Source organism: Amycolatopsis sp. FU40, from assembly GCF_021903635.1.
GTDB classification, from domain to species: Bacteria; Actinomycetota; Actinomycetes; order Mycobacteriales; family Pseudonocardiaceae; genus Amycolatopsis; species Amycolatopsis dendrobii.
Genome location: NZ_CP091381.1, coordinates 6266106 through 6288646 on the forward strand (window position 1 = coordinate 6266106; position 22541 = coordinate 6288646).

Annotated in this window: 22 protein-coding genes and 1 riboswitch; of the genes, 9 read left to right on the forward strand and 13 right to left on the reverse strand. The window is 69.5% G+C overall.

Annotation, left to right across the window (positions count from 1 at the left end; all coding sequences use genetic code 11):
• Window positions 1-142: 142 nt before the first annotated feature.
• Window positions 143-337, forward strand: coding sequence for a hypothetical protein (locus tag L3Q65_RS29295; protein ID WP_182890284.1), 195 nt, complete (start codon window positions 143-145; stop codon window positions 335-337).
• Window positions 338-687: 350 nt separating this feature from the next.
• Here L3Q65_RS29295 and L3Q65_RS29300 read toward each other — a convergent pair whose 3' ends face one another.
• On the reverse strand, window positions 688-990 hold the full coding sequence (locus tag L3Q65_RS29300) for a YciI family protein (protein WP_237597183.1): 303 nt from the start codon (window positions 988-990) through the stop codon (window positions 688-690).
• Window positions 991-1163: 173 nt separating this feature from the next.
• Here L3Q65_RS29300 and trpS point away from each other — a divergent pair, with 173 nt between their 5' ends.
• Entirely contained in the window at window positions 1164-2129 is a 966-nt protein-coding gene (gene trpS / locus L3Q65_RS29305; RefSeq protein WP_182889969.1) for a tryptophan--tRNA ligase, read from the forward strand.
• Between the two features lie 52 nt (window positions 2130-2181).
• Here trpS and L3Q65_RS29310 read toward each other — a convergent pair whose 3' ends face one another.
• From L3Q65_RS29310 to L3Q65_RS29325, 4 genes are read right to left on the reverse strand one after another with little or no spacing between them, the layout of a single operon-like run.
• A complete protein-coding gene (locus tag L3Q65_RS29310; RefSeq protein WP_182889968.1) occupies window positions 2182-2604 on the reverse strand; it encodes a hypothetical protein in 423 nt (140 codons plus the stop codon).
• Between the two features lie 16 nt (window positions 2605-2620).
• Complete coding sequence (locus L3Q65_RS29315) at window positions 2621-3013, reverse strand: (deoxy)nucleoside triphosphate pyrophosphohydrolase (RefSeq protein ID WP_182889967.1); 393 nt, start codon at window positions 3011-3013, stop codon at window positions 2621-2623.
• A gap of 23 nt (window positions 3014-3036) precedes the next feature.
• Window positions 3037-4362 (reverse strand): HAMP domain-containing sensor histidine kinase, encoded by a 1326-nt coding sequence (locus L3Q65_RS29320; RefSeq protein WP_182889966.1) that lies wholly within the window; start codon window positions 4360-4362, stop codon window positions 3037-3039.
• Window positions 4359-5069, reverse strand: a complete 711-nt coding sequence (locus tag L3Q65_RS29325) for a response regulator transcription factor (protein ID WP_182889965.1) — start codon at window positions 5067-5069, stop codon at window positions 4359-4361. The genes L3Q65_RS29320 and L3Q65_RS29325 overlap by 4 nt, the downstream gene beginning before the upstream one ends.
• A gap of 145 nt (window positions 5070-5214) precedes the next feature.
• On the opposite strand from L3Q65_RS29325, the gene L3Q65_RS29330 reads away from it, so the two are divergent.
• The 3 genes from L3Q65_RS29330 to L3Q65_RS29340 are packed head-to-tail and all read left to right on the forward strand — an operon-like array spanning window position 5215 to window position 8191.
• Complete coding sequence (locus L3Q65_RS29330) at window positions 5215-6312, forward strand: outer membrane lipoprotein carrier protein LolA (protein ID WP_182889964.1); 1098 nt, start codon at window positions 5215-5217, stop codon at window positions 6310-6312.
• Window positions 6309-7316 carry an ABC transporter ATP-binding protein gene (locus L3Q65_RS29335; RefSeq protein ID WP_182889963.1) on the forward strand — a complete coding sequence of 336 codons (1008 nt, stop codon included), beginning with the start codon at window positions 6309-6311 and terminating at the stop codon, window positions 7314-7316. The genes L3Q65_RS29330 and L3Q65_RS29335 overlap by 4 nt, the downstream gene beginning before the upstream one ends.
• Window positions 7313-8191 carry an ABC transporter permease gene (locus L3Q65_RS29340; protein WP_182889962.1) on the forward strand — a complete coding sequence of 293 codons (879 nt, stop codon included), beginning with the start codon at window positions 7313-7315 and terminating at the stop codon, window positions 8189-8191. The genes L3Q65_RS29335 and L3Q65_RS29340 overlap by 4 nt, the downstream gene beginning before the upstream one ends.
• A 9-nt stretch (window positions 8192-8200) precedes the next feature.
• Here L3Q65_RS29340 and L3Q65_RS29345 read toward each other — a convergent pair whose 3' ends face one another.
• The 3 genes from L3Q65_RS29345 to L3Q65_RS29355 are packed head-to-tail and all read right to left on the reverse strand — an operon-like array spanning window position 8201 to window position 11885.
• Window positions 8201-9205, reverse strand: a complete 1005-nt coding sequence (locus tag L3Q65_RS29345; protein WP_237597184.1) for an ABC transporter ATP-binding protein — start codon at window positions 9203-9205, stop codon at window positions 8201-8203.
• Window positions 9205-10842 (reverse strand): iron ABC transporter permease, encoded by a 1638-nt coding sequence (locus tag L3Q65_RS29350; RefSeq protein ID WP_237597185.1) that lies wholly within the window; start codon window positions 10840-10842, stop codon window positions 9205-9207. Before L3Q65_RS29350 ends, L3Q65_RS29345 begins: the two co-directional genes overlap by 1 nt.
• A complete protein-coding gene (locus L3Q65_RS29355) occupies window positions 10818-11885 on the reverse strand; it encodes a thiamine ABC transporter substrate binding subunit (RefSeq protein ID WP_237600950.1) in 1068 nt (355 codons plus the stop codon). The genes L3Q65_RS29350 and L3Q65_RS29355 overlap by 25 nt, the downstream gene beginning before the upstream one ends.
• Before the next feature lie 31 nt (window positions 11886-11916).
• Window positions 11917-12028: riboswitch (TPP riboswitch) on the reverse strand.
• A gap of 24 nt (window positions 12029-12052) precedes the next feature.
• Between L3Q65_RS29355 and L3Q65_RS29360 the strand changes: the two genes are divergently transcribed.
• A complete protein-coding gene (locus tag L3Q65_RS29360; protein WP_182889958.1) occupies window positions 12053-12343 on the forward strand; it encodes a 4a-hydroxytetrahydrobiopterin dehydratase in 291 nt (96 codons plus the stop codon).
• A gap of 383 nt (window positions 12344-12726) precedes the next feature.
• Here the strand turns inward: L3Q65_RS29360 and L3Q65_RS29365 are convergent, their stop codons facing one another.
• Complete coding sequence (locus tag L3Q65_RS29365) at window positions 12727-13704, reverse strand: GlxA family transcriptional regulator (protein WP_237597186.1); 978 nt, start codon at window positions 13702-13704, stop codon at window positions 12727-12729.
• 102 nt (window positions 13705-13806) lie between these two features.
• Here L3Q65_RS29365 and L3Q65_RS29370 point away from each other — a divergent pair, with 102 nt between their 5' ends.
• Window positions 13807-14397 (forward strand): cysteine hydrolase family protein, encoded by a 591-nt coding sequence (locus L3Q65_RS29370; RefSeq protein ID WP_237597187.1) that lies wholly within the window; start codon window positions 13807-13809, stop codon window positions 14395-14397.
• A gap of 48 nt (window positions 14398-14445) precedes the next feature.
• Here the strand turns inward: L3Q65_RS29370 and L3Q65_RS29375 are convergent, their stop codons facing one another.
• Together L3Q65_RS29375 and ychF are read right to left on the reverse strand one after the other, a co-directional pair.
• Complete coding sequence (locus tag L3Q65_RS29375; protein WP_237597188.1) at window positions 14446-14853, reverse strand: hypothetical protein; 408 nt, start codon at window positions 14851-14853, stop codon at window positions 14446-14448.
• 170 nt (window positions 14854-15023) lie between these two features.
• A complete protein-coding gene (gene ychF / locus L3Q65_RS29380) occupies window positions 15024-16106 on the reverse strand; it encodes a redox-regulated ATPase YchF (RefSeq protein WP_182889955.1) in 1083 nt (360 codons plus the stop codon).
• A gap of 102 nt (window positions 16107-16208) precedes the next feature.
• Here ychF and L3Q65_RS29385 point away from each other — a divergent pair, with 102 nt between their 5' ends.
• Window positions 16209-17618, forward strand: coding sequence for a DNA-3-methyladenine glycosylase 2 family protein (locus tag L3Q65_RS29385; protein ID WP_237597189.1), 1410 nt, complete (start codon window positions 16209-16211; stop codon window positions 17616-17618).
• A gap of 13 nt (window positions 17619-17631) precedes the next feature.
• Complete coding sequence (locus L3Q65_RS29390; RefSeq protein ID WP_182889954.1) at window positions 17632-18135, forward strand: methylated-DNA--[protein]-cysteine S-methyltransferase; 504 nt, start codon at window positions 17632-17634, stop codon at window positions 18133-18135.
• Between the two features lie 220 nt (window positions 18136-18355).
• On the opposite strand, the gene L3Q65_RS29395 is transcribed toward L3Q65_RS29390, so the two are convergent.
• On the reverse strand, window positions 18356-21319 hold the full coding sequence (locus tag L3Q65_RS29395; RefSeq protein ID WP_237597190.1) for an AAA family ATPase: 2964 nt from the start codon (window positions 21317-21319) through the stop codon (window positions 18356-18358).
• A complete protein-coding gene (locus L3Q65_RS29400; protein WP_237597191.1) occupies window positions 21316-22470 on the reverse strand; it encodes an exonuclease SbcCD subunit D in 1155 nt (384 codons plus the stop codon). Before L3Q65_RS29400 ends, L3Q65_RS29395 begins: the two co-directional genes overlap by 4 nt.
• Window positions 22471-22541: the final 71 nt, after the last annotated feature.

The window sequence follows — 22541 nt, forward strand, 5'->3', positions numbered from 1 at the left end:
GGCGGATCGGGATGACGGGCACCGGACACTGCGACCGGCTCTCGCTGACCGGCTTTGGCCACACGCGGACTTCAACCAGGATACCTGTTGGGTTGGTGTGAGGAGCGCCACGCCCTATGATCGGTTAGGCTCACCTAACCTTGTGAGTGTTCTTGACGGCCGGTTTGAGGAGTACGCGGTGGGGAAGAAGCACGCGGATGATCCTCGGGCTGTGGTGCGGAAGCTGATGAAGGCCGGGAAGGTCAAGAAGAAGTGCTGCCGGTCCAAGGATCGGTGCAAGAAGTGTCCGGTGTTGGCGTTGAAGAAGGCTAAGAAGCAGGTGGCCAAGGCTGCTTGAGGTTTTGGGGCCTTGGCTCGTCGCCTGGCGGCGACATCGGCCCCTCGGTTGCGCGGGGCACCCCGAAGCTTGATTGTGCTGACGGTCTGAGGGTGGCTGTCAAGGCGGGAAAGATGCCTTAACAGCCACCCTCAGACCGCAGGGATGCTTCGTATCGGGGTGCGGGGGTGGTGTGGGTGCACCTCGAGTTGGGTGCATCGGCCGCGGTCCGCGGGTGGCGGGGCTAGCGCCCCAATGTGGCATTGGGTGCGTGGGATGCACCCAATGTGGCGTTCGGTGCGTGGGACGCACCCAATGCCACATTGGGGCGCGCCGGAGGCGGGGCGGCGAGAGCGGCCCAAGGGATTTCGCTAGTTGTTGTCCAGGAGTTCGTTCACCAGGTGCAGTTCCGGGGCTGTTCTGGTGGGCTGGAAGTGGATGATTTCGTAGGTGGCCAGCTGGCCGACGGCGAAGGGGTCGGTGGCCAGGATCGCGTCGAGCTGCGCGCGCTCCATGGGGCGGGTGACGATGACGCCGCCGGTGCGGGGTTTTTGGCCTCCGGAAGCCAGGAAGTGGCCGTCTTCGTACTGCTTCGTGAGCCACTCGTTGTGGGCCGGGAGGGCGCGGTCGATTTCCTCTAGCGGAACGATGTACGTGAGCACGACGACGAACATGGTTCGAACCGTAGTCCGGTGCTAGGCTCGCCGCATGCGTTTCCAGAGCACTCAGTGGTGGCCGCCCGTTGGCGGCCCCGAAGCTCTGCGCTGAAAAACCAGCGAAGGCCGCCCCGGTGGGCGGCTTTTTTTGTGCCTGCTCCCGGGGTCCGACTCATCCAGGGAGCGAAACCATGGTCCAGCTGTCCGGCATCACCCCGTCTGGGCACGTTCAGCTCGGCAATCACCTCGGTGCGCTGCGCCGGTGGGCGGCCGAGGGCGGGCCGGACGATTTGTACTTCGTGTCCGATCTTCATGCGATGACTACCGCGCACAATCCGGCGAAGTTGCGGTCCTTGGCGACTGAACAGCTCGCCGTGTTGGTGGCTGCGGGGATCGCGCCGGAGCGGGTGTTCGTGCAATCCGATCTTGCCCGGGAGCTGGGGGCGCTGACCTGGGTCCTGGAATGCACGTGCTCGTACGGCGAGGCGGCGCGGATGATCCAATTCAAGGAGAAGTCCAAGGGGCAGGCCGGGGTCCGGCTCAGTTTGCTGACTTATCCGGTGTTGATGGCGGCCGACATCCTGTTGCAGGGGGCGGACGAGGTTCCGGTCGGCGAGGATCAGCGGCAGCATGTCGAACTGGCTCGCACGCTTGCCCGGCGGTTCAACTCCACGTACGGCGAGGTGTTCGTCGTACCGGAGGCGACGCTGCCGCCAGCGGGGGCGCGGGTGAAGGATTTGGCTGAGCCGACGCGGAAGATGTCGAAGTCCGCGCAGGATTCGGCGGGCGTGGTGTTCGTGCTGGACGAGCCGGATCAGATTCGGCGCAAGATCCGAAAGGCTCGCACGGACGGCGACTCGGTGCCGGCGTATGACCCGGAAAACCGGCCGGGGATCTCGAACCTGCTGGAGATCCTGGCTGCATGCGTGGGCGGCGAACCTGCGGAGCTGGCCGAGAAGTACCCGTCCTACGGCGTGCTCAAGGACGCTGTCGCGGATGCGGTGATCGAGGAGCTGCGTCCAGTGCGGGAAGGCACGCGGGCGTTGCTCGACGACGTTGCTGAGCTGGAGCGGGTTCGCAAGGCGGGGGCGGAGCGGGCGATCGATCGCAGCTCGCACCGGGTGTCGGCGGCGCTGCGGATGGTGGGCGCGGCTTGAAGGGCCTCGTGAGTGCTGATCACGGTTCTAACCGTGATCAGCACTCACGACGTCAATCCCAGCTGAGCGTCACCACTCGGTGCCCATCCGGCACCGCCGGCTGGTCGCAGAACTCGTCCTCGTCGTACGAGAGTCCTTCCCACACCGGCTCTGCGGCGAGATCTCCGAGCCGTGCGTCGACGTCCTCGTCGCTCAGCTCGGTGCAGATCGCCACCGATTCGGCGGCGACCCCGTCGTATCCGTCCTCGAACATCTCCTCGTGCAGCTGGACGCGCACCCAGGCCACCGCGGGATCGGCCTCCAGCGCGGTCAGGCGGGCAGCGATCTCGGCAAGCTCCGGCCGGCCGTCCCCGACCTGGTTCGGCGCGATCGAATCCTCGTCGGCGTTCCCGGCGAAGAATTCGCCGACGGTCAGCAGCGGGATGCGGTCGTCGCCCGCGGCCGAGCGCTCGCGGATGGCGGTGCGAGTCAGCATTCAGCGAGCTTAGCGATCAGCCGCGCACTAGTTCGTGCAGCGCGGGCAGCAGGTCCCGGTCCGCCGGAAGCCAGTCCAGATCGTTCAGTTCGTCGTGGCCGACCCAGCGCAGTGCGGTGTGTTCGACGGCGCGCGGCTCGTCGCCGGGAGACAGCAGCGCGGCGGAGTACACGCGCAGGACTTTTCCGCCCGGCAGCGGGATTTCCGGGCCGACCCGGTCGCCGACGGTGACCACCACGTCCAGTTCCTCGTGGCATTCCCTGGCCAGCGCGAAGGCCTCGGTCTCGCCCTCCTCGACGCGCCCGCCCGGCAGTTCCCACTGGCCTGCGTGATGCGGCGGCCAAGCCCGTTGCTGGGCAAGAAGCTTGCCGTCGCGCACCAGTGCCGCCCCGACGATGACCGCGTCCATGCGCTCAGTCTCCCCCACCGGATTCACCGGTCCGCGCCCGCCCGCCAGGTGACCTCGAACCGCGCGCCGCCGTCCGGGGATTCGCCGACCCGCACTTTGCCCCCGCGACGGCGCACCGTTTCGGCAACCATCGCCAGGCCAAGGCCGGTTCCGCCGGACGAGCGCGCCCGGTCGTCCGACACCCGGTAGAACCGGTCGAACACCTTGCTCCGGTGCTCGGGCGCGATGCCGGGACCGTCGTCGTCCACTACGACCCGCACCTTCGAACGCGAGGCCAGCACGGACACCACGATCTGCCCGGAGGCGTACCGGCAGGCGTTGCGCAGCAGGTTGTCCAGCACAAGCTCGACCTCCTGGTGCGCCGCCGACGCCCAGGCCTGCGCCACCGCGCTGCTCACGCGTGTGTCCGGCGCCCCGGACGGCAGCCGCCGCACCGCCGCACGGACCTCGGACACCACCTCGACCGGTTCCGCGGGCGGCACCTCGCCAGCGTCGGAACGGGCCAGTGCGAGCAGGCCGTCGAGCAGGCCGGACAGTCGTTCAGACTCCTCGAGGATGTCCGAGAGCGTCTCCTGTGACAGCTCTGGATCGGGATTCGTCACGGCCACCTCGGCCTGCACCCGGATCGACGCGACCGGTGAACGCAGTTCGTGCGCCGCGTCGCCGGTGAACCTGCGCAGCCGCTGGCTGACCTCTTCCTGACGTTCGAGCAGCGCGTTGAATTCCTCGGCCAGCGCGCGCATTTCGTCGTGCGACGTCGGCAGCGGCAGCCGGGAACCCGGCGGCAACGCGCGCACCAGTCCGCGCATCCGCGCCACCGGGCGCAGCGCGAGCCGCACGACCAGCCAGGTCGCCAGGCCCGCCACCAGCGCGCCGACCAGCGCGACCACGACCAGCCACAGCCCGCCGTAATGCACCGCGGCGGCGAAGCCGACCAGGCCGGCCCCGGCGACGACCAGCCGCTGGCTGCCGTTCGGCGTGCTGACTACCTGGCCGCGCCAGCGCGATCCGTCCGACTGCACCGGCAAACCCGCCTTGAGCTGCGAGACCTCGTGGCCGGTCAGCTTGGGCCGTGCCTGGCCGTCCGCCGGAGCCCCGGAAATGTCGAGCACCCGCACCGAAACCGGGTCCGCCGAGGTGAGCGGCGTCCCGGCGGAAACCGCGCCGGCGGCAGGCACGAGCGCGGCGGTCAGCTCCTTGTCGACCGAATCAGTGAGCAGCGGGTCGAGCTTGTTCGCCGCCAGCGCGGCGAGGCCCAGCAGGCAGCCGAGGGTGATCGCCGCGGCCAGCACGGTGATCCGGACCTGCAGCGAACGGCGGCTCCACCATGACGACGGCGAGCCGGTCACCTGACCTCGTCAAGTTGGTCGTCGGAGGCGAGATAACCGTGTCCGCGCACCGTCCGCAGGATCGAGCCGGCGCCTACCGCGTCGAGCTTGCGCCGCACGTAACCCACATACACCTCAACGAGATTCCGCGTGACGGCCTGTTCTTCACCCCACACGGCGCGCAGCAGCTCGTCCTTCGTCACGACCGTCCCCGCGCGCCCGACAAGCACCTCCAGCAGGCCGAATTCGCGCGGGCTCAACGGCACTTCGTGACCGTCCCAGCGCACCTGCCGCAGCGCCCGGTCGACCTCCAGCGCACCGAGTTTCAGCGCGCCGCGCGACGCGTCCGGCCCGGCGCGGCGCAACACCGCCCGCACCTGCGCGACCAGCACGACGAACGAGAACGGCTTCACGAGGTAACCGTCCGCGCCGAGGTCGAGGCCGTCGGCCTGGTCGATCTCGCCGTCCTTCGCCGACACCAGCAGCACTGGCGTGGTCACGTTCTCCGCGCGCAGCCGTTCCAGCACGCGATAGCCGGACAAGCCGGGCAGCATGATGTCCAGCAGCACGACGTCGAACGAACCGGTGCGCGCGAGCTGCAACCCGGTCGGCCCGTCCGCGGCGGTGACCACGTCCATGTCCTCCGCGCGCAGGCCGCGCTGCAGCGCCTTGCGCACACCAGGTTCGTCGTCGACCACCAGCACCCGAGGTTTCACGATCCTCATCATGGCCGGTTTGTGCAGCTGACGCGCGTACTCTCAGTGCCATCTCAGCTGAACGGGCCGAACATTCAGGGGTATCTCAGCCTCGGCAGTGGAACGTCTGCACCGGGAGCCGGGCCCGCCAAAGCCCGGGAACACAGGGAGAGACGAGATGGATCCGAAGAAGAAGGCCATCACCGCGGCCGTCGTCGGCACCGCGCTCGGCGTGGGCGGACTGGTCGTGGTGGCGATGCCTGCCTCGGCGGGGGACGCGCCGAAGCTGCCTCAGGTCAGCGCGGAGGAACTGGTCCAGTCGGTGGTCGCCGCGAAGCCCGCGCCGTTCGACGGCACGGTGACGGTGAGCAACGACCTCGGCCTGCCGAAGATGGCGACCGGCGCGGTCCCGGGGGCGAGCGCGCTCGGCATCGACTCGGCGCAGGTGTTCAGCGACGGCGCGGGCAAGACGAAGGTGTCGCTGACCAAGGGGCAGACGCAGGAGACGCTCATCCACAACGGCAACACGTTGTGGGACTACGACTCCAAGACCAACAGCGTGACCAAGACCACCATCCCGGCGGACGTCGCGACCAAGCACAAGCCGGTCGAGGGCCAGACCGCCGACCCGGCCACCGCGGCCAAGGAACTGCTGGCCAAGGTGCGCGAGAGCAGCAACGTCGCGGTCGACGGCACCGCAACGGTCGCCGACCGGCCCGCGTACGAACTGGTCCTCACGCCGAAGCCGACCGAGCGCACGCTGCTGCGCGAGATCCGCGTCGCGGTCGACTCGCAGACCCGGATGCCGCTGCGGCTTTCGGTGCTGAGCAACGGGACCACCGCCCCGGCGCTGGAGCTGGCGTTCAGCAAGATCGAGTTCGCCGACCAGTCGGCCGATCTGTTCGCCTTCACCCCGCCCAAGGGCGCGAAGGTGACCGAGAAGCAGGCCAAGATCGACGAGCGCGACAAGGCGCTGGCGAACGAGGCCAAGCAGGACACCAAGCTCGTCGGCGACGGCTGGGACACCGTCGTCACCGGCAAGGTGCCCGCCGACCTGATGAAGAGCAAGCAGCAGGCGCAGGGCGAGAACGGCGAGAACAAGGGCGCTGACATGCAGAAGATGCTGAGCCGGTTCGCCAAGCGGGTCAACGGCCCGTGGGGCAGCGGCTACCTCTTCACCACGAAGGTGGGCGGCGCGGTCCTGACCGACGACGGCCGGTTCGCCGCCGGCGCGGTTCCGGAGCAGGTCCTCTACGAAGCGCTGGGCGCCAAGTGACCAGCACCGCGGTCGAAACCGGGGCGGGCATCTCGGACGAGGTGCCCGCCCCGGCGGTCCCGCTGGCCGCGCGCACCCGCGGGCTGCGCAAGGTCTACCGCAGCACGGTCGCGGTGGACCACGTGGACCTGGACGTGCCCGAAGGCGCCGTACTCGGCATGCTCGGGCCCAACGGTTCGGGCAAGACGACCACGATCCGGATGCTGCTCGGGCTCGTCCGCCCGACCGCGGGCGAGGTCGAACTGCTCGGCCGGAAGATGCCGGAGGAGTCCGCGCACGCGCTGCCGGACGTCGGCGCGCTGGTCGAGGGGCCGGGGTTCCACCCGTTCCTTTCCGGACGCGACAACCTGCTGCGGTTCGCGGCGGCCGAACCGCGGCTGGCGTCGCAGGCGATCCCCGGCGCGGTCGACGCCGCGCTGGACCGGGTCGGGCTCTCCGCCGCCGCGCGCCGCCGGTACAAGGGCTATTCACTCGGCATGAAGCAGCGGCTCGGGTTGGCGAGCGCGCTGCTGGTGCCGCGCCGGATGGTCGTGCTCGACGAACCCACCAACGGTCTGGATCCGGCGGGTACCAGGGAGATCCGCCGTATCATCGCCGATCTGCACGCCGACGGCGTGACCGTGGTGGTCTCCTCGCATCTGCTCGCCGAGGTCGAAGCGACCTGCACGCACGTGGCGGTGTTGCAGGCAGGCACGGTGGTCGCCCAGGGCGAATTGGCCGACCTGCTGGAATCCGGGAACGCGGCGCTGCTGGTGCGCACCCCGGACGCCGAGCAGGCGGTGGAAACGTTGCGGGAGAACCGGATCGGGGTCCGGCTGACCCCGGACGGCGTCCGTGCCGACCTCACCGCGACGCCCGCGCCGCGAGTGCTGCAGGTGCTCGTGCAAGCGGGGGTCGAGGTGCACGAGGCGACCCGGGCGCGGACCGGGCTGGAGGACCTGTTCGCGCGGCTGACCGAAGGGGAATCGGCGGCCGGCGACGAATCCGAGGGGGAAGCGTCATGACTGCCGCTGCTGTTGCCGTGCCGGTGAGCCGGACCGGGCACGACACGGTGCCGTTGTTCCGGCTGTTCGCGGCGGAGCTGCGCTGGATCTTCCGCAGGCCGCGCACGCTCGCCGTGCTGGGGTTGCTGGCGCTGGTGCCGATCGTGGTCGGGATCGGCCTCACGCTGGTCGGTCAAAGCACCGGGAGCGACGCGCCGGACGACAGCGGCGGCGCGCTGCTGGCGTCCGCGGTGAACAACGCGTTCGTGCTGCCGATCGCCGCGATGGTCATGACGCTCACGCTGCTGCTGCCGCTCGCCTCAGCGATGGCCGGTGCGGACGCGATCGCGGGCGAGGCCGCGCACGGCACGCTGCGCGGCTGGCTGATCGCGCCGGTGAGCCGGGGACGGCTGCTGACGGTCAAGGCGTTCGGCGTGGCGACGGTCTCCGTGGTCGCGGTGCTCGCGATGTGCGTGACCGGCGTGGCCACCGGGTTGATCATCAACGGCACGGATTCGCTGTTCACGCTGTCGGGCACCACGTTGTCGCTCGGCGAGGCGCTGCTGCGGATCCTTCTCGTCGGCGGATGGATCGTGCTGCAACTGTGGGCGATCGGCGCGGTCGCGCTGGCGGTGTCGAGCTGGACCGAGCACCCGATGCTCGTGGTCGCCTCGGTGCTGGCGATGAACATCGTCTTCACCATCCTCGGTTTCCTGAGCTCGCTGAAGTGGCTGCATCCGTTCCTGCTCACCGAAGGCTGGACGATGGCCCCGGCCGCCGTCCTCCAGGATCCGATGGTGCTGACGAGGCTCGGCGAAGGCGCGGTCCGCGCGGCCTGCTACATCGTGGTCGGCCTGTCGCTTGCCTACGGACGCCTCGTCACCCGAGACGGCTGACCTGGGGGTTCAGCCCACCACGGCGATCCCGTCCGGGTCCGGCTCGAGCCGGACGGGATCGCCCGCCCGGAAGTCCGCCCCCGCCGGGGCGATCGCGTCCACAGTGGACTCTCCGCATCGGACGAGCAGCCGCAGATGCTCCCGCCGGTGCACCGCCGCGGTCACTTCGCCGGGCACGCCTTCGTCGGACACCTTCAAGCCGTGCGGACGCAGTCCGAGCCTTACCGGACCGTCGTCCACCCCCAGCTCAACGGTGCCCAGCTCGGTCCGCACCACGCCGTCGGCTGCCGTGCCGTCCAGGAACGTGGTGACGCCGAGGAAGCGCGCCACGTCGTCGTCCACCGGCTTGTTCCACACCGACCGAACCGCTCCCTCCTGCCGGATTTCCCCGGCGTCGAGGACTGCCACGCGATCGGCGAGCGTAAACGCCTCCTCCTGATCGTGCGTCACCAGAAGTGCGGTGATTTTGCTGCGCCGCAACAGATCCGCCAGGTCGATCGCCAGCTGCTCGCGGAGTCCAGCGTCCAATCCGGACAGTGGCTCGTCCAGCAGCAGCAACCGCGGTTCCGGCGCCAGCGCGCGAGCCAACGCGACCCGCTGTGCCTGCCCGCCGGACAGCTCAGTCACGCGTCGCCGTTCGTAGCCTTCCAGACCGACGAGCTTCAGCAGCTCCTCGACGCGCGCCGCGTGCCGTTCGCGAGGCACACCGTGCATCCGCAGGCCGAACGCGATGTTCGCGGCGACGTCGCGGTGCGGAAACAGCTGTCCGTCCTGGAACACCAGACCGAATTCGCGCTTGTGCACCGGCACCGCGGCGAGATCAGCGCCGTCCCACGACACCGAACCGGACGACACCGGCTCCAGTCCGGTGATCGCGCGCAGCAACGTCGACTTGCCCGAACCGGACGGGCCGAGCAGCGCGAGCACCTCGCCGTCGGCGATGTCCAGCTTCGCGTCGCGGACCGCGGCGAACGATCCATAGTGGACAGTCAGATCCCGTACCGTCAACGCCATCAGAACTCCCCGACCGTGCTGCGGCCGCGGACCGAGCCGAACCGGTCGATCAGCGCCACCGCCACCACAGTCACCACCATGAGCAGGGCGCACGAGGCGTACGCCATCTGGTTGTTCAGCTCTCCCGGCCGGCTGATCAGCGTCGCGACGGCCACCGGAAGCGTCGGCGCGTCCGGCCGGGCGAGGAAGCTGGTCGCGCCGAACTCGCCGAGCGCCACGACGTACCCGAAGCCCGCCGCGGCCACCACCGACCGCGCGACCAGCGGAAAGTCGATCTCCCGCCACACCCGCGCCGGGCTGGCGCCGAGCGTCGCGGCGGCCTGGCGCAGCCGGACGTCGACCGCGCGCAGCACCGGCAGGATCATCCGCACGACCAGCGGCATGATCACCAGCGCTTGCGCGAACGGCACCAGCAGTGGCGAGGTGCGCAGGTCGCCGGGCAGCGCGTCGAGCGTCACGAGATAGCCGAAGCCGACGGTTACCGCGGAGACGCCCAGCGGGAGCATCAACGCGACGTCCATGGTCTCGCCCATCCCGCGCGCGAGCAGTCCGGGCGAACGGCGAAGCGCCACCAGCACGACGCTGGCGATCAGACCGACGGCCATCGCCAGCAGCGTCGCGTCAGTGGCCGCAGCGAGCGAGTTCTGTGCTGCGATCCAGCCTGACACCTGCAACGCGTCGTTCTGCCCGACGGTGTTCAGCGCCCGGTATCCGGCGAGGCTCCATCCGTCCGAGCTCGATACTGATTCGACGAGCAGCGAGACGATCGGCGTCAGCAGCAAACCGAGCACCACGACCGCGGCACCGACCGTCCACCACTCCCCGCCGCGCGGCCGACGCGCGGTGACCTGCGCGGACCGCAGCTTCACCGCGTTCTCCCGCTTCCGGCGCGCCATCGCCCCGAGCACCAGCGCCGCGACCACGGCCGCGAACTGGATCAGCGACAGCGCGGCCGCGCCGGAGAGGTCCAGCAGGTCGACCGTCCGCAGGTAAATCTCGGTCTCGAGCGTCCGGTAGCTCCCGCCGCCGAGGATCAGCACCACACCGAAACTGGTGGCGCAGAACAGAAACACCACCGCGGCAGCGGATGCGACAGCCGGGCCGAGCGCGGGCAGCGTCACCGATCGGAACGCTCGCCACGGCGACGCTCCGAGCGCCCGCGCGGCCTCGGTCGCTCGCGGATCGAGGTGCGCCCACAGGCCAGCAACCGTGCGCGCGACGACGGCGACGTTGAAGAAAGCGTTGGCCAAGACGAGCGGCAGCACGCCGCCGTCCGGCCAGATCGCCCGGAAAGCCAAGCCGACGACGACCGTCGGCAGTACGAACGGGACCAGCACGATCGTCCGCGCGAGCCCGACCCCGGGCAACCGCACCCTCGCCAGCAGGTACGCCACCGGCAGCCCGGCGAGCACCGCGACCACGGTCGACGCGGCCGCGCTGGCCAGCGTGAACCCGGCGAGCCGCCACGTCCGCGGGTCGCCGAGCACGGTGTCGACGCCGCCCGCGGAGAACCCCCGGCCGACGATCGCGACGACCGGCCAGGCGAAGAACACCACCAGGAACGCGACCGGCAGCAGGCCGAGCAGCGTGAGCCCGATAGTGCGCGCGGGGATCACGCGCCCATGAGCGAGCGCCATTCCCCGATCCACTTCTCCCGGCCTGCCTGCACCTTGTCCGCGGGCATCGTGGCCGGTGCCTGCGGCAGCGGAGCCGCGGTGGCCCAGCCAGCGGGCAGTTCGACGCCCTGGCGCGCCGGGTAGACGTACATGTTCGCCGCGACCGTCGTCTGGAACTGCTGTGACAAGAGGAAGTCGACGACCTTCTGCGCCTGCGGGATCTGCTTGCCGTTGGTGAGCACGCCCGCGTACTCGACCTGGCGGAAACAGGTGTCGAGCAGCGCCTTGGTACGCGGCTTGCCGTCCTCGCCGAGCTCGGCGGCCGGCGACGAGGCGTAGGACACGACGATCGGCCGCGGCCCCTTGCCCGACGAGCCGGAGAAGTCCTTGGTGTAGGCCTCCTCCCAGCCGCTGACGGTCTTGAGGCCGTTGTCCTTCAGCTTCTGCCAGTAGCCCTGCCAGCCGTTCTCGCCGTACTTCGCGACCGTGCCGAGCAGGAAGGCCAGCCCCGGCGACGCGGTAGCTGGGCTCTCCGCGACGGTCAGGTCCTTGTACTTGGGGTCGGCGAGGTCGTCGTAGCTCTTCGGCTCCGGAAGGCCCTTGCTCGCGAAGTACGCCGGGTCGATGTTCACGCAGACGTCGCCGAGGTCGACCGCCGCCAGCCGGTGCTGCGGGTCGACGGAGTAGCGCTGCGGGCCGCGGTCGGCCTCCGGGCTGGTGTAGGGCTGAAAGACGCCCTCGCTGAGCGCACGCGACGCGAAGGTGTTGTCGACGCCGTACGCGACGTCGCCGATCGGGCTGCCCTTGGTGAGCACGAGCTTGTTGGTGAGCGCGCCGGCGTCGCCGGACTTGAGGATCTTGAGCTTGATCCCGGACTGGCGCTGGAAGGCGTCGAGCACGTCCTGCGGTGCGGCGAACGAATCGTGCGTGACCAGCGTGACGGTGGGCGTCTGCTGATCCTGGCTCGCGGACGAGCCGCCCGAGTCGCCGCTGGACAGCGAGCAGGCGCTGGCGAGCATCGAGACTCCGGCGAGGCCTGCCACCGTGCGGACGGTCCGCGACATCATTCTTCCCCTCCTGCACTGCGCCGGATGAGGGAGAGCGATACGGCCTCCCTACGCCGGCATGATCCGGATCCAGGTGCGAACGGTCGCGGGTTGACAGCCCGCCTCTCAGCCCGGCGTACCGGACTCCCGTGGCAATGCCGCAGCGTAGCCGACACCATGGAGTGATGACGCAGCTATTGAACGACTCAGCGGTGGAGCAGGCCCTCGGCACCGTCCCGGAGTGGCAGCGCGAGGACGCCGTCATCGTGCGGACGACCGAACTCCCGTCCTTCCCGGCGGCGATCGAGGTGGTGGACCGGGTGGCCGAACTCGCCGAGGAAGCCGACCACCATCCGGACATCGACATCCGCTGGCGCACCCTGACCTTCCGCCTCAGCACCCACTATCTCGGCGGGCTCACCGAACGCGATTTCGCGCTGGCCCGCCAGATCGACGAGGTCCTCGCGGCTCGCTGACCAGGTGTGATGTCGGCAACCCTGGCAACATGCACGGCCCCTTCGCGCGTCTTCCGGAGAGACGCTCAGGAAGGAGGCCTCATGGTTCAGGCACTCGTGGTGGGAATGGGTTCGTTCGGCCTCATGGTGGCCGCCGCGGGAGGTGTGCTGTGGCACACCGCGCGCAATCGACGTGACCTTGATCACAAGCGGTAACAGTGAGCTAGATCAAGGCGCTATCCCAGCGGTAATCATCGGCACTCGCCCCGCTAGGACCCGCCATGAACAGCACATCCGCCCAGCTCACCGCCGCACAGCGCACGTGGGTCGCGGTGTTCTCGACCGCTGTCGTCCTCTTGTCGATGGTGGTGCTCGGCCTGCTCGGCTGAGCGTCACGGCAGCGGTCAACCGATCCGGAACCGCTCCCGGTATTCGTTAGGCGTCGTGTTCAGCGTCCGCCGGAAAGACCGGTTCAACGTCGACACCGTGCCGAATCCGCACGCCCCGGCGATCCGCGACAACGTCTCGTCGGTCGTCTCCAGGCGATGCCGCGCGGCCTCGACGCGCGCGTGCTCGACGTAGGCGGCAGGGGTCATGCCCAACTCCGCCTTGAACACGCGCGTGATCTGCCGATCCGTCACGTGCGCGTGCGCGGCGAGATCGGACACCGTCAGCGGGTTCGCCAGGTGAGCGGCGATGTACTGCCGCAGCTCGTCGACCCGCCGGGTCGCGGACGCGGGCTCCAACGACACGCTGAACTGGCTCTGCCCGCCAGGCCGCCGCAGGAACATCACCAGCTGACGAGCCACCCGCGAGGCTGATTCCGGACCGAAGTCGTCGGCTACCAGCGCCAGCGCCAGATCGAGGCAGGCGCTCAGCCCGGCCCCCGTCCATACGGACCCGTCGCGGATGAAGATCGGGTCCGCGTCGACGGTCACCGCCGGATGCTCCGCGGCCAGCTGCCGCGCCGTCGACCAGTGCGTCGTGGCGCGTTTGCCGTCGAGCAGCCCGGCTGCGGCCAGTATGTGCGCGCCCACGCAGACGGACGCCACCCGGCGCGTCTGCCCAGCCAGGCGGCGCACCTCCTCGACCACCGCCGGGTCGCACTGGGCGACGATCTCCCCGTACTCCCCTGCCGTCACTGCCCCCGGGACGATCAGGGTGTCGATCGCCTTTCTCGCCAGCTCAGCGAACGTCACGTCCGGCAACACGCGCACCCCGGCCGACGTGGTCACCGGGTCCAGCGTTTCGGCCGCGAGCACCACCTCGTAGCCCGTCGGACGGTCCATTTCCCGCTGCAGCAACGAAAACACCTCAGCGGGACCGGTCACGTCAAGCAGGTCGATCCGATCGAACAGGACGACGACCACCAGTCTCTTCACGCACATCTCCATGTCGGTTTCTGCGCTTTGCATGTCATTGCCGACATCCGGAGCCGAGTCTAGCGTCGACCGTGCGGAACAGAAACGAGAGGAAACCCCACCATGGCAAGGAAAACGCTGCGGGAGCTGAACGGTCTCGACCAGACCCCGGCAACGCTGGCCGACGCGACGCTGATCCTGGTCGACTACCAGAACACCTACACCCGCGGCGTAATGGAGCTGGAAGGCTGGCGTCCGGCGTTGACCGCGGCTCAAGGCTTGCTGGCCAAAGCCCGCGCCACCGGAGCGACAGTGATCCACGTCGTCAACGACGGCGGCGAGGGCACGCCGTACGACATCCGAGCCGATATCGGCAGCATCCATCCGGACGTCGCCCCGATCGAGGGCGAGCCGGTCGTCGTCAAGGGCGCACCGAACTCTTTCGTCGGCACGGATCTGGGCGAACTGGTCGACGCGGCCGGGCATGAGAACGTGGTGATCGCCGGATTCATGACCAACATGTGCGTCATGTTCACCACCGAGGGTGCCTTCCTGCGCGGCAACCACCCCACCGTCGTCGCCGACGCCTGCGCGACCCGCCCGCTGCCGGCTCCGGCCGGGGAAGTCAGCGCGGATCAGCTGCACAACAGCGCGCTGGCGACCATCGGGGACCTTTACGGTGTGGTCGTTCCGAGTGTTGCCGAGCTGAACTGAGCCCAAGGCATCTGGCCTCGGCAGGCCTGCCCTGCCGAGGCGGGCGATTCAGAAGTCGATGAACCCCGCGACGACCTCGCGCACAATCCCGTCGTCCCCCGGAATGCCGTAGAAGTAGACCGGCCCGTAGCCCCAGAGGTATTCCTCGATGACGTCCTCGAGCGCACCCGCGACCGGCCAGCCCTCTTCGTTGACCTGAAAGAGAAACTGATGCCCGTCCGCGCGTACGGCGTCGGCGTAGCTGGGCTCGTTTTGAATCAGCACCGGTTCGTCCCCGAACTGGACGAGTGCTGGCTCGTCGTCGTCCGCCGTCTCGGAGAGAGCCGCCGAACGGAGCCCAGGCCACCCGAGGTCGGCTCGCTCACCGCGCGGCGAGGGCGGGTGCACCAGCGCGCGCATCGCCATGTCCGGGTATTGGAGGTCGCTGTCGCCGATGTCGAATCCGTTGCGCAGCACCACTGAAACCTCATAGCCCGGGGACCATGGCGCTGCGGGGACAGTCAGCAGGGGTGAAGAGCACGGACATATCCGGATCTTACGAACCCGGACCGACAATTTCGCGCCCGTGCTCCCCCGGCGATCAGTCGAAGATTGACGACCGGGGAAGCGTCCAGCTGCGAAACCGGTCAGACGTTGAAGCGGAACTCCACGACGTCGCCGTCCGCCATCACGTAGTCCTTGCCCTCCATGCGGACCTTGCCCGCCGAGCGCGCGGCCGCCATCGAGCCCGCCTCGACGAGGTCCTCGAACGACACGACCTCCGCTTTGATGAAGCCGCGCTCGAAGTCCGTGTGGATGACGCCGGCGGCCTGCGGGGCGGTCGCGCCCTGCGGGATCGTCCAGGCGCGGGATTCCTTCGGACCGGCCGTGAGGTACGTCTGCAGGCCGAGCGTGTGGAAACCGGCGCGAGCCAGCGCGTGCAGGCCCGGCTCCAACTGGCCGACGGACTCCAGCAGCTCGCGCACGGACTCCTCGTCGTCCAGCTCCAGGAGCTCGGCTTCGACCTTCGCGTCGAGGAACACCGCGTCCGCCGGCGCGACGAGCTTCGCCAGCTCCTCGCGGCGCGCCTCGTCGGTCAGCACGGACTCGTCGGCGTTGAAGACATACAGGAACGGCTTCGTGGTGAGCAGGCTCAGCTCGCGCAGCGCCTCGCCGTCGATGTCCTTCTGCGCCTGGAACAGCGTGCGCCCGGAGTCGAGGATTTCCTTGGCCTTCTGGGCGTTTTCGAGCGCCGGTCGCGCTTCCTTCTTGGTACGCGCCTCTTTCTCCAGCCGCGGCAGCGCCTTCTCAAGCGTCTGCAGGTCGGCGAGGATCAGCTCGGTGTTGATCGTCTCGATGTCGGACATCGGGTCGATCCGGCCGTCGACGTGCACCACGTCCGGATCGTCGAACACGCGGATGACCTGGCAGATCGCGTTGGCCTCGCGGATGTTCGCGAGGAACTTGTTGCCGAGCCCCGCGCCCTCGGACGCGCCCTTCACGATGCCCGCGATGTCCACAAAGGACACCACGGCGGGCACGGTCTTCTCCGACGAGAAGATCCCGGCCAGCCGGTCCAGCCGCGGGTCCGGCAGCGGCACGACGCCGACGTTGGGCTCGATCGTGGCGAACGGGTAGTTCGCGGCGAGCACGTCGTTGCGCGTCAGCGCGTTGAACAGGGTGGACTTGCCGACGTTGGGCAGGCCGACGATACCGAGGGTGAGACTCACGGCCGGTAAGTCTACGTGCTGCGCGCGGACCGTCGCCGACCCGGTAACGTCGTGTCGATTTTCCGCCAGTCAGGGCTCTCACCTGCTGGCATCATCGACCACATGGCTACCTCGACCATCCCGATCTGGCGCGACACCGAGCGCTGCTACCGCGCGGTGACCGCCCGCGACCAGCGGTTCGATGGCCAGTTCATCATGGCGGTCCGCACCACGGGCATCTACTGCCGCCCGTCCTGCCCGGCGCTCACGCCGAAGGCGCAAAACGTCCGCTTCTACCCGACTTCGGCCGCCGCACAGGCCGGTGGTTTCCGCGCCTGCCGCCGCTGCCTCCCGGACGCGGTCCCCGGTTCACCGGACTGGAACGTGCGCGCCGACCTGGCCGCCCGCGCGATGCGGCTGATCTCGGACGGCCTGGTCGAGCGCGAAGGCGTGCCCGGCTTGGCCCGTCAACTCGGCTACTCGGAACGCCAGCTCGGACGGGTTTTGACGGCCGAACTGGGCGCAGGCCCGATCCGCCTCGCCCGAGCCCATCGCGCCCACTCGGCGCGCTTGCTGATCGAGATGTCGCAACTGCCGCTCACCGACGTCGCGTTCGCAGCCGGGTTCTCCAGCATCAGGCAGTTCAACGAGACCATCCGCGAGGTGTTCGCGACGACGCCGTCACAGCTTCGGGCAGCCTCGCTCCGCCGCGGAAACCGCAACGAACCCAGCGGCGCGACCCGGCTCAGCCTTCGCCTGCCGTTCCGTGCCCCGTTCGACGCCGCGGGCGTGCTGAACTACCACGCCTCGCGCGCGCTGCCAGGCATCGAAGCCGTCTCCGAGGACGGCTACGGCCGCACCCTGCGCCTCCCGCACGGCCCGGCGTCAGTGTGGGTCAGTCCGCATGCCGGTTACGTGCAATGCGACCTGGCTCTCTCAGACCTGCGTGACCTGAGCAGCGCCGTCAGCCGCGTACGACGGCTGCTGGACCTGGACGCCGACCCGGAAGCCGTCTCACGCGTACTCTCCGCCGACGAGGCCTTGGCCCCGCTGGTCGCCGCCACCCCAGGCATCCGCGTGCCAGGTGCTGTCGACGGCCCGGAAGTCCTGCTCCGCACCCTGCTCGGTGAGGACGTGGCCGACGTCGTTGGCCTCGGTGAACCAGTACCGCCCGCCGACCCGCCCATGGACGCTCTGACAACCCTCTTCCCGACCCCGTCCACCATCGCCGAGGCGGACGTAAAACCGCTGGTCAAGAAGGTTGCTGCGGCAATCGTCAGCGGCGACCTGGACCTGCACGTAGGCCGCGACGCCGACGAACTCCGCGCCGAAATGCTCGCGGCAGGCGTCGATCCCGCCACCGCCGACTACGTCGTGATGCGCCTGCTAGGCGCCCCCGACGTCCTGTTGACCGCCGACCCAGCCGTCCGCCAAGGCGCGGCCGAGCTGGGCATCGACCTGGCGACGTCCGCGCGCGGCTGGCAGCCGTGGAGTTCGTACGCCAGCCGCTATCTCAGTTCCCGAACCGCTTGAGGAGACTTTCGCCGTGCCCACCGCCTTCTGGTCCACTTTGGACACCAAAATCGGCCCGTTCACCGCAGTGGTGACCGGCGACGGCGCCGTTCTGGCCTCCGGCTGGACCGCCGACGTCGCCGAGCTGACGCCCCTCATCTCGCCGTCCCTGGCCCCGTCAGCCATCACTGAACGCCGCGACCTAGGCCCCGTGACGACCGCGATCCGCCGCTACCACGGCGGCGACCTCGACGCCGTCGCCGACATCGAGGTACGCCAACGCTCAGGCCCGTTCCGCGAGCACGCGTGGGAAATGCTGCGCAAGGTCCCAGCAGGCAGCCCAGTGAGCTACGCGGAGTATGCCGCCCTGTCTGGCAACCCGTCGGCGGTCCGCGCCGCAGCAACCGCCTGCGCCCGCAACGCGGCGGCTCTGTTCGTGCCCTGCCACCGGGTGGTGAGGACCGGAGGAGCGATCGGCAACTTCCGCTGGGGCGTGGACGCCAAGCGGTGGCTCCTGCACCACGAAGAGTCCGCCTGACGGCCCGCGTGGGTTGGGTCGGTCGGGTCGGGTTCGCTGGGCGAGGTCCGCTGAGCCGGGTTCGCCGGTCGGCCGGGCCGCGCGCTCGCTGGTCGACTGGGCTGGATTGGCTCGGTCGGGTCGAGTTCGCCCGTCGGCTGGGCCGGGGTTCGCCGGGCCGGGCCGCTGGGCCGGGTTGGCCGACGCGGCGAGCGAGGTCGAGGCACCAGGCCTGCTCTCGTCAGGCCATTTGCAACTCCACTCTCGACCCGGTGCGGGACTTCCGCACCCGCAGCCGCGTGGGGATGCGCTGGCGGAGTTCCTCGACGTGCGACACCAAGCCCACCACGCGGCCGCCGGCGCGGAGTTCGTCGAGGATGCTCATCACCACGTCGAGCGTTTCGGCGTCCAGGGTGCCGAAACCCTCGTCCACGAAGAGGGTGTCGAGCAGCGCGCCGCCGGTTTCGCCTGCCACCACATCGGCCAGGCCCAGTGCGAGCGAGAGCGACGCGAGGAACGACTCGCCGCCCGACAGCGTTTTCGCTGGGCGCACCGCGCCGGAGTAGTCGTCCAGCACGTCGAGGCCGAGGCCGCCCCTCGTGCCGCGTGCACCGGCCGCGTCCGAGTGCACGAACGAGTAGCGGCCTTGGCTCATGGTTCGCAGTCGCGCGGTCGCCGCGAGCGCGACCTCTTCCAGCCGAGCAGCCAGGACATACGAGCGCAGCGACATCTTCCGCGCGTTCTGCCCTCGTCCATTGACCACTTCGGACAGCGCCCGGAGTTCGGCGTGTTCCTCCTCCAACGGCGCCAGCTCCGCCAGCGCTTTGCTCAACCGCCCGGCCAGCTTGACCAGTTCGCGGTGCTGCGCCGAAACCGCTTGCTGCGCGGCGAAAGCGGTGTCCGCGCGAGCCCGCGTCTCCTTCGCCCGCTCGGCCAGCGGCGCGACGTCCACCGCATCGTCCGGCGAGATCCCGAACAGTTCCGGTTGCGCGAGCATCTCCCGCGCACCGGCGGCGGTCGCTTCCGCCTCGGCAAGGCCCTGTTCGAGCTTCGTGATCTGCTCGTCGGTCCGGACGGCGGCGCGCATTTCCTCCAGGGTCGAGAACCCCTTGGCATGCAACGAGATTTCCACCAGATCCCGTTGCTCCGCGAGCCGGGCCTCCGCTCCGGACACCGCGGTGTGCGCCTCCGCCGCCAAGTCGAGCGCGCCGGCGAACGTGAGCAGATGCTGCCGCCTCGCGGGAACGTCCGGGAACTCTCCCCGGCCCGCGACCAGCCGCTGCTCGCGTTCGGCCATTCGCTCGTCCAACGCCCGGATCTCGCCGTTCGCCTCGGTGACCGTCTGCTCGGCGAGGCGCCGCTGTTCGGCCAACTGCTCAGCGCCGCGCTCCAGTTCGGCGACCTTCGCGTTCAGTTGGTCCTTGCGCTGTGCCTTCCCGGAGAGTTCCGCGACGAGTGCCCGGGCTTCGGTCAGCTCGGTCGCGATCTCCTCCGCGGTGCGTCCGTCCAACCGTTCGCGCAGGGAGACAACCCGCGCCTTGGCCTCCTCCAACGCGGACACCACTCGCTGGCGCAACGCCGACGCCTTCTGCTCGGCTTCTTCCGCAGCACGTTCTTCGGCCGCGTCCACCAGTGGTGCGTCATGGTTCGCCGGTGCCGGATGTTCGGCCGACCCGCACACCGGGCACGCCGTTCCCTCGGCCAAGCCAGCAGCCAGCTCTGCTGCCATGCCGTCGAGACGCCCTTCGCGGAGATCGAGCCGGCGTTGCCGAGCCGCCTGATGCTCGTCGACCACTTCGCGCAGTTTCGCTTCTCCGCGCTCGACTCTGGCTTCAGCTGGCGGCAACTCCTCGGCCGCACGAGTGAGTACCGTCAGCTCTTCGACGCGGGCTTTCGCGCCGTCCAGCTTCGCCGCTGCTTCTCCGGCTACCGTCGCTTCGGTACGCGCAGCGGCAATCCGACCGGGCAGCTCGGTCAACCGCTCCGCGAGCCCAGCAACTTGCCCGGCGGCTTTCTCGACGGCTTTTTGCCGCTCCGCACGGCGTTGCTCGTCCTTCTTCTGCTGGTCGGCTTCCGCGGCCAGCTCGGCGAGAGCACCCGCCTCCTCGCGCACGGATCCCGCACGCTCGCGCAGGTCCGCGACCGCGAGCCCGACCGCGTCGAAACCGAGGTCGGCGAGATCTCGGATCCGGTCGGCCACCAGCACCTGTGCATCGCCGAGTTCGGCCGTGCGCCGGTCCATCAACTCGGTCTCGGGAACCACCGCGGCAGCGCGCCGAGCCGCCGCGATTTCTTCCGTCCACTCAGCACGTTCGGTCGCCTGTTCGGCGATCTGCGTCAGCCGGGTGTGCGCGGTGCGGACCCGGCGGATCTTGTCCGCGTCCTCTTCCGCTTCGCGCAGCGCGACCTCAGCGGACTTCGCCGCCGAACGTGCTTGCGCTGCCTCGGTTTCCGCCGCCTCGGCCCGGGCGGCGACTTCGGCCAGCACAGCCTCGACCCACTCCGGCTGCTTTTCCTCCGGCGGTTCCTGCTGCGCCTCCTGAGCGTAGCGGGCGAGCAACTCGCGGACCTCCTGCTGCCGCTTTTCCAGCGCACGGCCGCGTTCCGCGCGAAGGTCCGCGAACCAGCGTTCGACATCGGAGAACCGTTCGGTGCCGAAAAGCCGTTCCAGCAGCTTCTCGCGCTCCGTGGTGTCACTGCGGAGGAACTTCGCGAATTCTCCTTGCGGCAGCAACACGACCTGGAAGAACTGCGGTGCCGTCATGCCCAGCAGCCGCTCGACGGTGCGCGCCACCTCGTCGATGCGGATGCTCCCGTCCGGCGGCAGCCCGGCGGGCGGTTCGCCGACCCAGGTCAGCGAAACGCGCGCCTGCTGCGTGGTGAATCCGTCGCCGCGTTTCTTCGGCCGCTGGTACTCCGGGCTGCGCACGATCCGCAACCGCTGACCCTGCACGGTCAGCTCCAGCACGACCTCCGTCTGCGAATCCGGTTCGGCGAGATCGCACCGCAACCGCTTGACGTCGCCGCGCGCGCCCGGCACCACGCCGAACAACGCGAACGCGATCGCGTCGAGCAGCGTGGTTTTGCCCGCTCCGGTGTCGCCGTGGAGAAGGAAGAGACCGTCGGTGCCCAAGGCGTCGAAGTCCACCACCTCCCGCCCCGCGTAGGGGCCGAAGGCTTCTACCTCCAGCAGATGCAGTCTCACAGTTTCTCCACCGCCGCCCGGTTCGCCGCTTCGAGCGCCAGGTGCACGAGCCGCTCCTCGCGTTCGGTCGGCGGAGCACCACGGCAATCGTCGAGGAAGCTGCGCGCGATCTCGATGTCGCTGCGCCCGCGCACCGCCTCGGCGTACTTCAGTTCGGTGCCGGCGACCCCGCCGTCGGGCCGCCAATCCATGTGCACTGCATAGGGAAAACGGTCCTGCAGCAACCGCATCGCGTCGATCGGGCGCACTCGATCCGTGACCGTGATCGAAAGGAAATGCTCGCGCCATTGCTCGTGTTCCGGGTCTTCGAGCAAACCGGCGAGCTCGCCGGAGAGCGTCGCGAGCGGCCGCGGCACCGGCAACTCGTGCCGGCGGACCTCGGCCAGGCCGGCCGCGTCGAGATCCACGAACCACACCGATTTCCGTTGCCGCGATTCGGAAAACGAGTACGCCAGCGGGCTCCCCGAGTACCGGAGGTGTTCCGCGAGCGTCTGCGGTCCGTGCAGGTGCCCGAGCGCGACGTAGTCCACGCCGTCGAACACCGAGCCGGGAACCTGCTCGACTCCGCCCACCGCGATGGTGCGTTCCGATTCGCTGGCCTCGCCGCCGGTGACGAATGCGTGTGCCAGCACTACGGATCGAGTTCCCGGACGACTGGCCAGGTCGTCCCGCACCCGCCGCATCGCCTCGCCGAGCACGCCGGTGTGGCCGCGCGCCTCCGGCACGCCCAGCGCGTGCCGCGACGGCTCGGGTTCGAGATACGGGATGCCGTAGAACGCGACCGCGCCGTGTTCGTCTTGCAGCACAACGGGTTCCGCGATGCCTTCGACGGTCGCGCGGACGTGCAGGCCGCCCGCCGCCGCGAATTCGGCGAACGCGCCCAGTCGCGCGGCCGAATCATGGTTGCCGGGCGTGACCACGAGTTCCGCGCCTGCCCGGCGGATCCGGGTCATCGCGGCCGTGGCGACGCGGACAGCTTCGGCGGACGGCACCGCTCGGTCATAGATGTCACCGGCCACCACCACGACGTCGACCGACTCGCGGTCGACGAGTTCGGCGATGTGCGTGAGGGCGGCCTCCTGTTCGGTAAGCAGATCGGCGCCGTGGAACGTGCGGCCGATGTGCCAGTCAGACGTATGGAGGACTCTCACGGCGACCACGTTAGGAGCAGACCCCGACGAAATCCGGGAGGCACGCCGACACCCCACTCGAACGTGTGTAC

Bases quoted from the DNA above. Each gene is read 5' to 3' on its own strand.
- L3Q65_RS29345 (WP_237597184.1), bottom strand. From the start codon at position 9,205: ATGGCGTTGACGGTACGGGATCTGACTGTCCACTATGGATCGTTCGCC.
- L3Q65_RS29355 (WP_237600950.1), bottom strand. From the start codon at position 11,885: ATGTCGCGGACCGTCCGCACGGTGGCAGGCCTCGCCGGAGTCTCGATG.
- L3Q65_RS29325 (WP_182889965.1), bottom strand. From the start codon at position 5,069: ATGATGAGGATCGTGAAACCTCGGGTGCTGGTGGTCGACGACGAACCT.
- L3Q65_RS29300 (WP_237597183.1), bottom strand. From the start codon at position 990: ATGTTCGTCGTCGTGCTCACGTACATCGTTCCGCTAGAGGAAATCGAC.
- L3Q65_RS29310 (WP_182889968.1), bottom strand. From the start codon at position 2,604: ATGCTGACTCGCACCGCCATCCGCGAGCGCTCGGCCGCGGGCGACGAC.
- L3Q65_RS29340 (WP_182889962.1), top strand. From the start codon at position 7,313: ATGACTGCCGCTGCTGTTGCCGTGCCGGTGAGCCGGACCGGGCACGAC.
- L3Q65_RS29350 (WP_237597185.1), bottom strand. From the start codon at position 10,842: ATGGCGCTCGCTCATGGGCGCGTGATCCCCGCGCGCACTATCGGGCTC.
- L3Q65_RS29360 (WP_182889958.1), top strand. From the start codon at position 12,053: ATGACGCAGCTATTGAACGACTCAGCGGTGGAGCAGGCCCTCGGCACC.
- L3Q65_RS29330 (WP_182889964.1), top strand. From the start codon at position 5,215: ATGGATCCGAAGAAGAAGGCCATCACCGCGGCCGTCGTCGGCACCGCG.
- L3Q65_RS29315 (WP_182889967.1), bottom strand. From the start codon at position 3,013: ATGGACGCGGTCATCGTCGGGGCGGCACTGGTGCGCGACGGCAAGCTT.
- L3Q65_RS29385 (WP_237597189.1), top strand. From the start codon at position 16,209: ATGGCTACCTCGACCATCCCGATCTGGCGCGACACCGAGCGCTGCTAC.
- L3Q65_RS29370 (WP_237597187.1), top strand. From the start codon at position 13,807: ATGGCAAGGAAAACGCTGCGGGAGCTGAACGGTCTCGACCAGACCCCG.
- trpS (WP_182889969.1), top strand. From the start codon at position 1,164: ATGGTCCAGCTGTCCGGCATCACCCCGTCTGGGCACGTTCAGCTCGGC.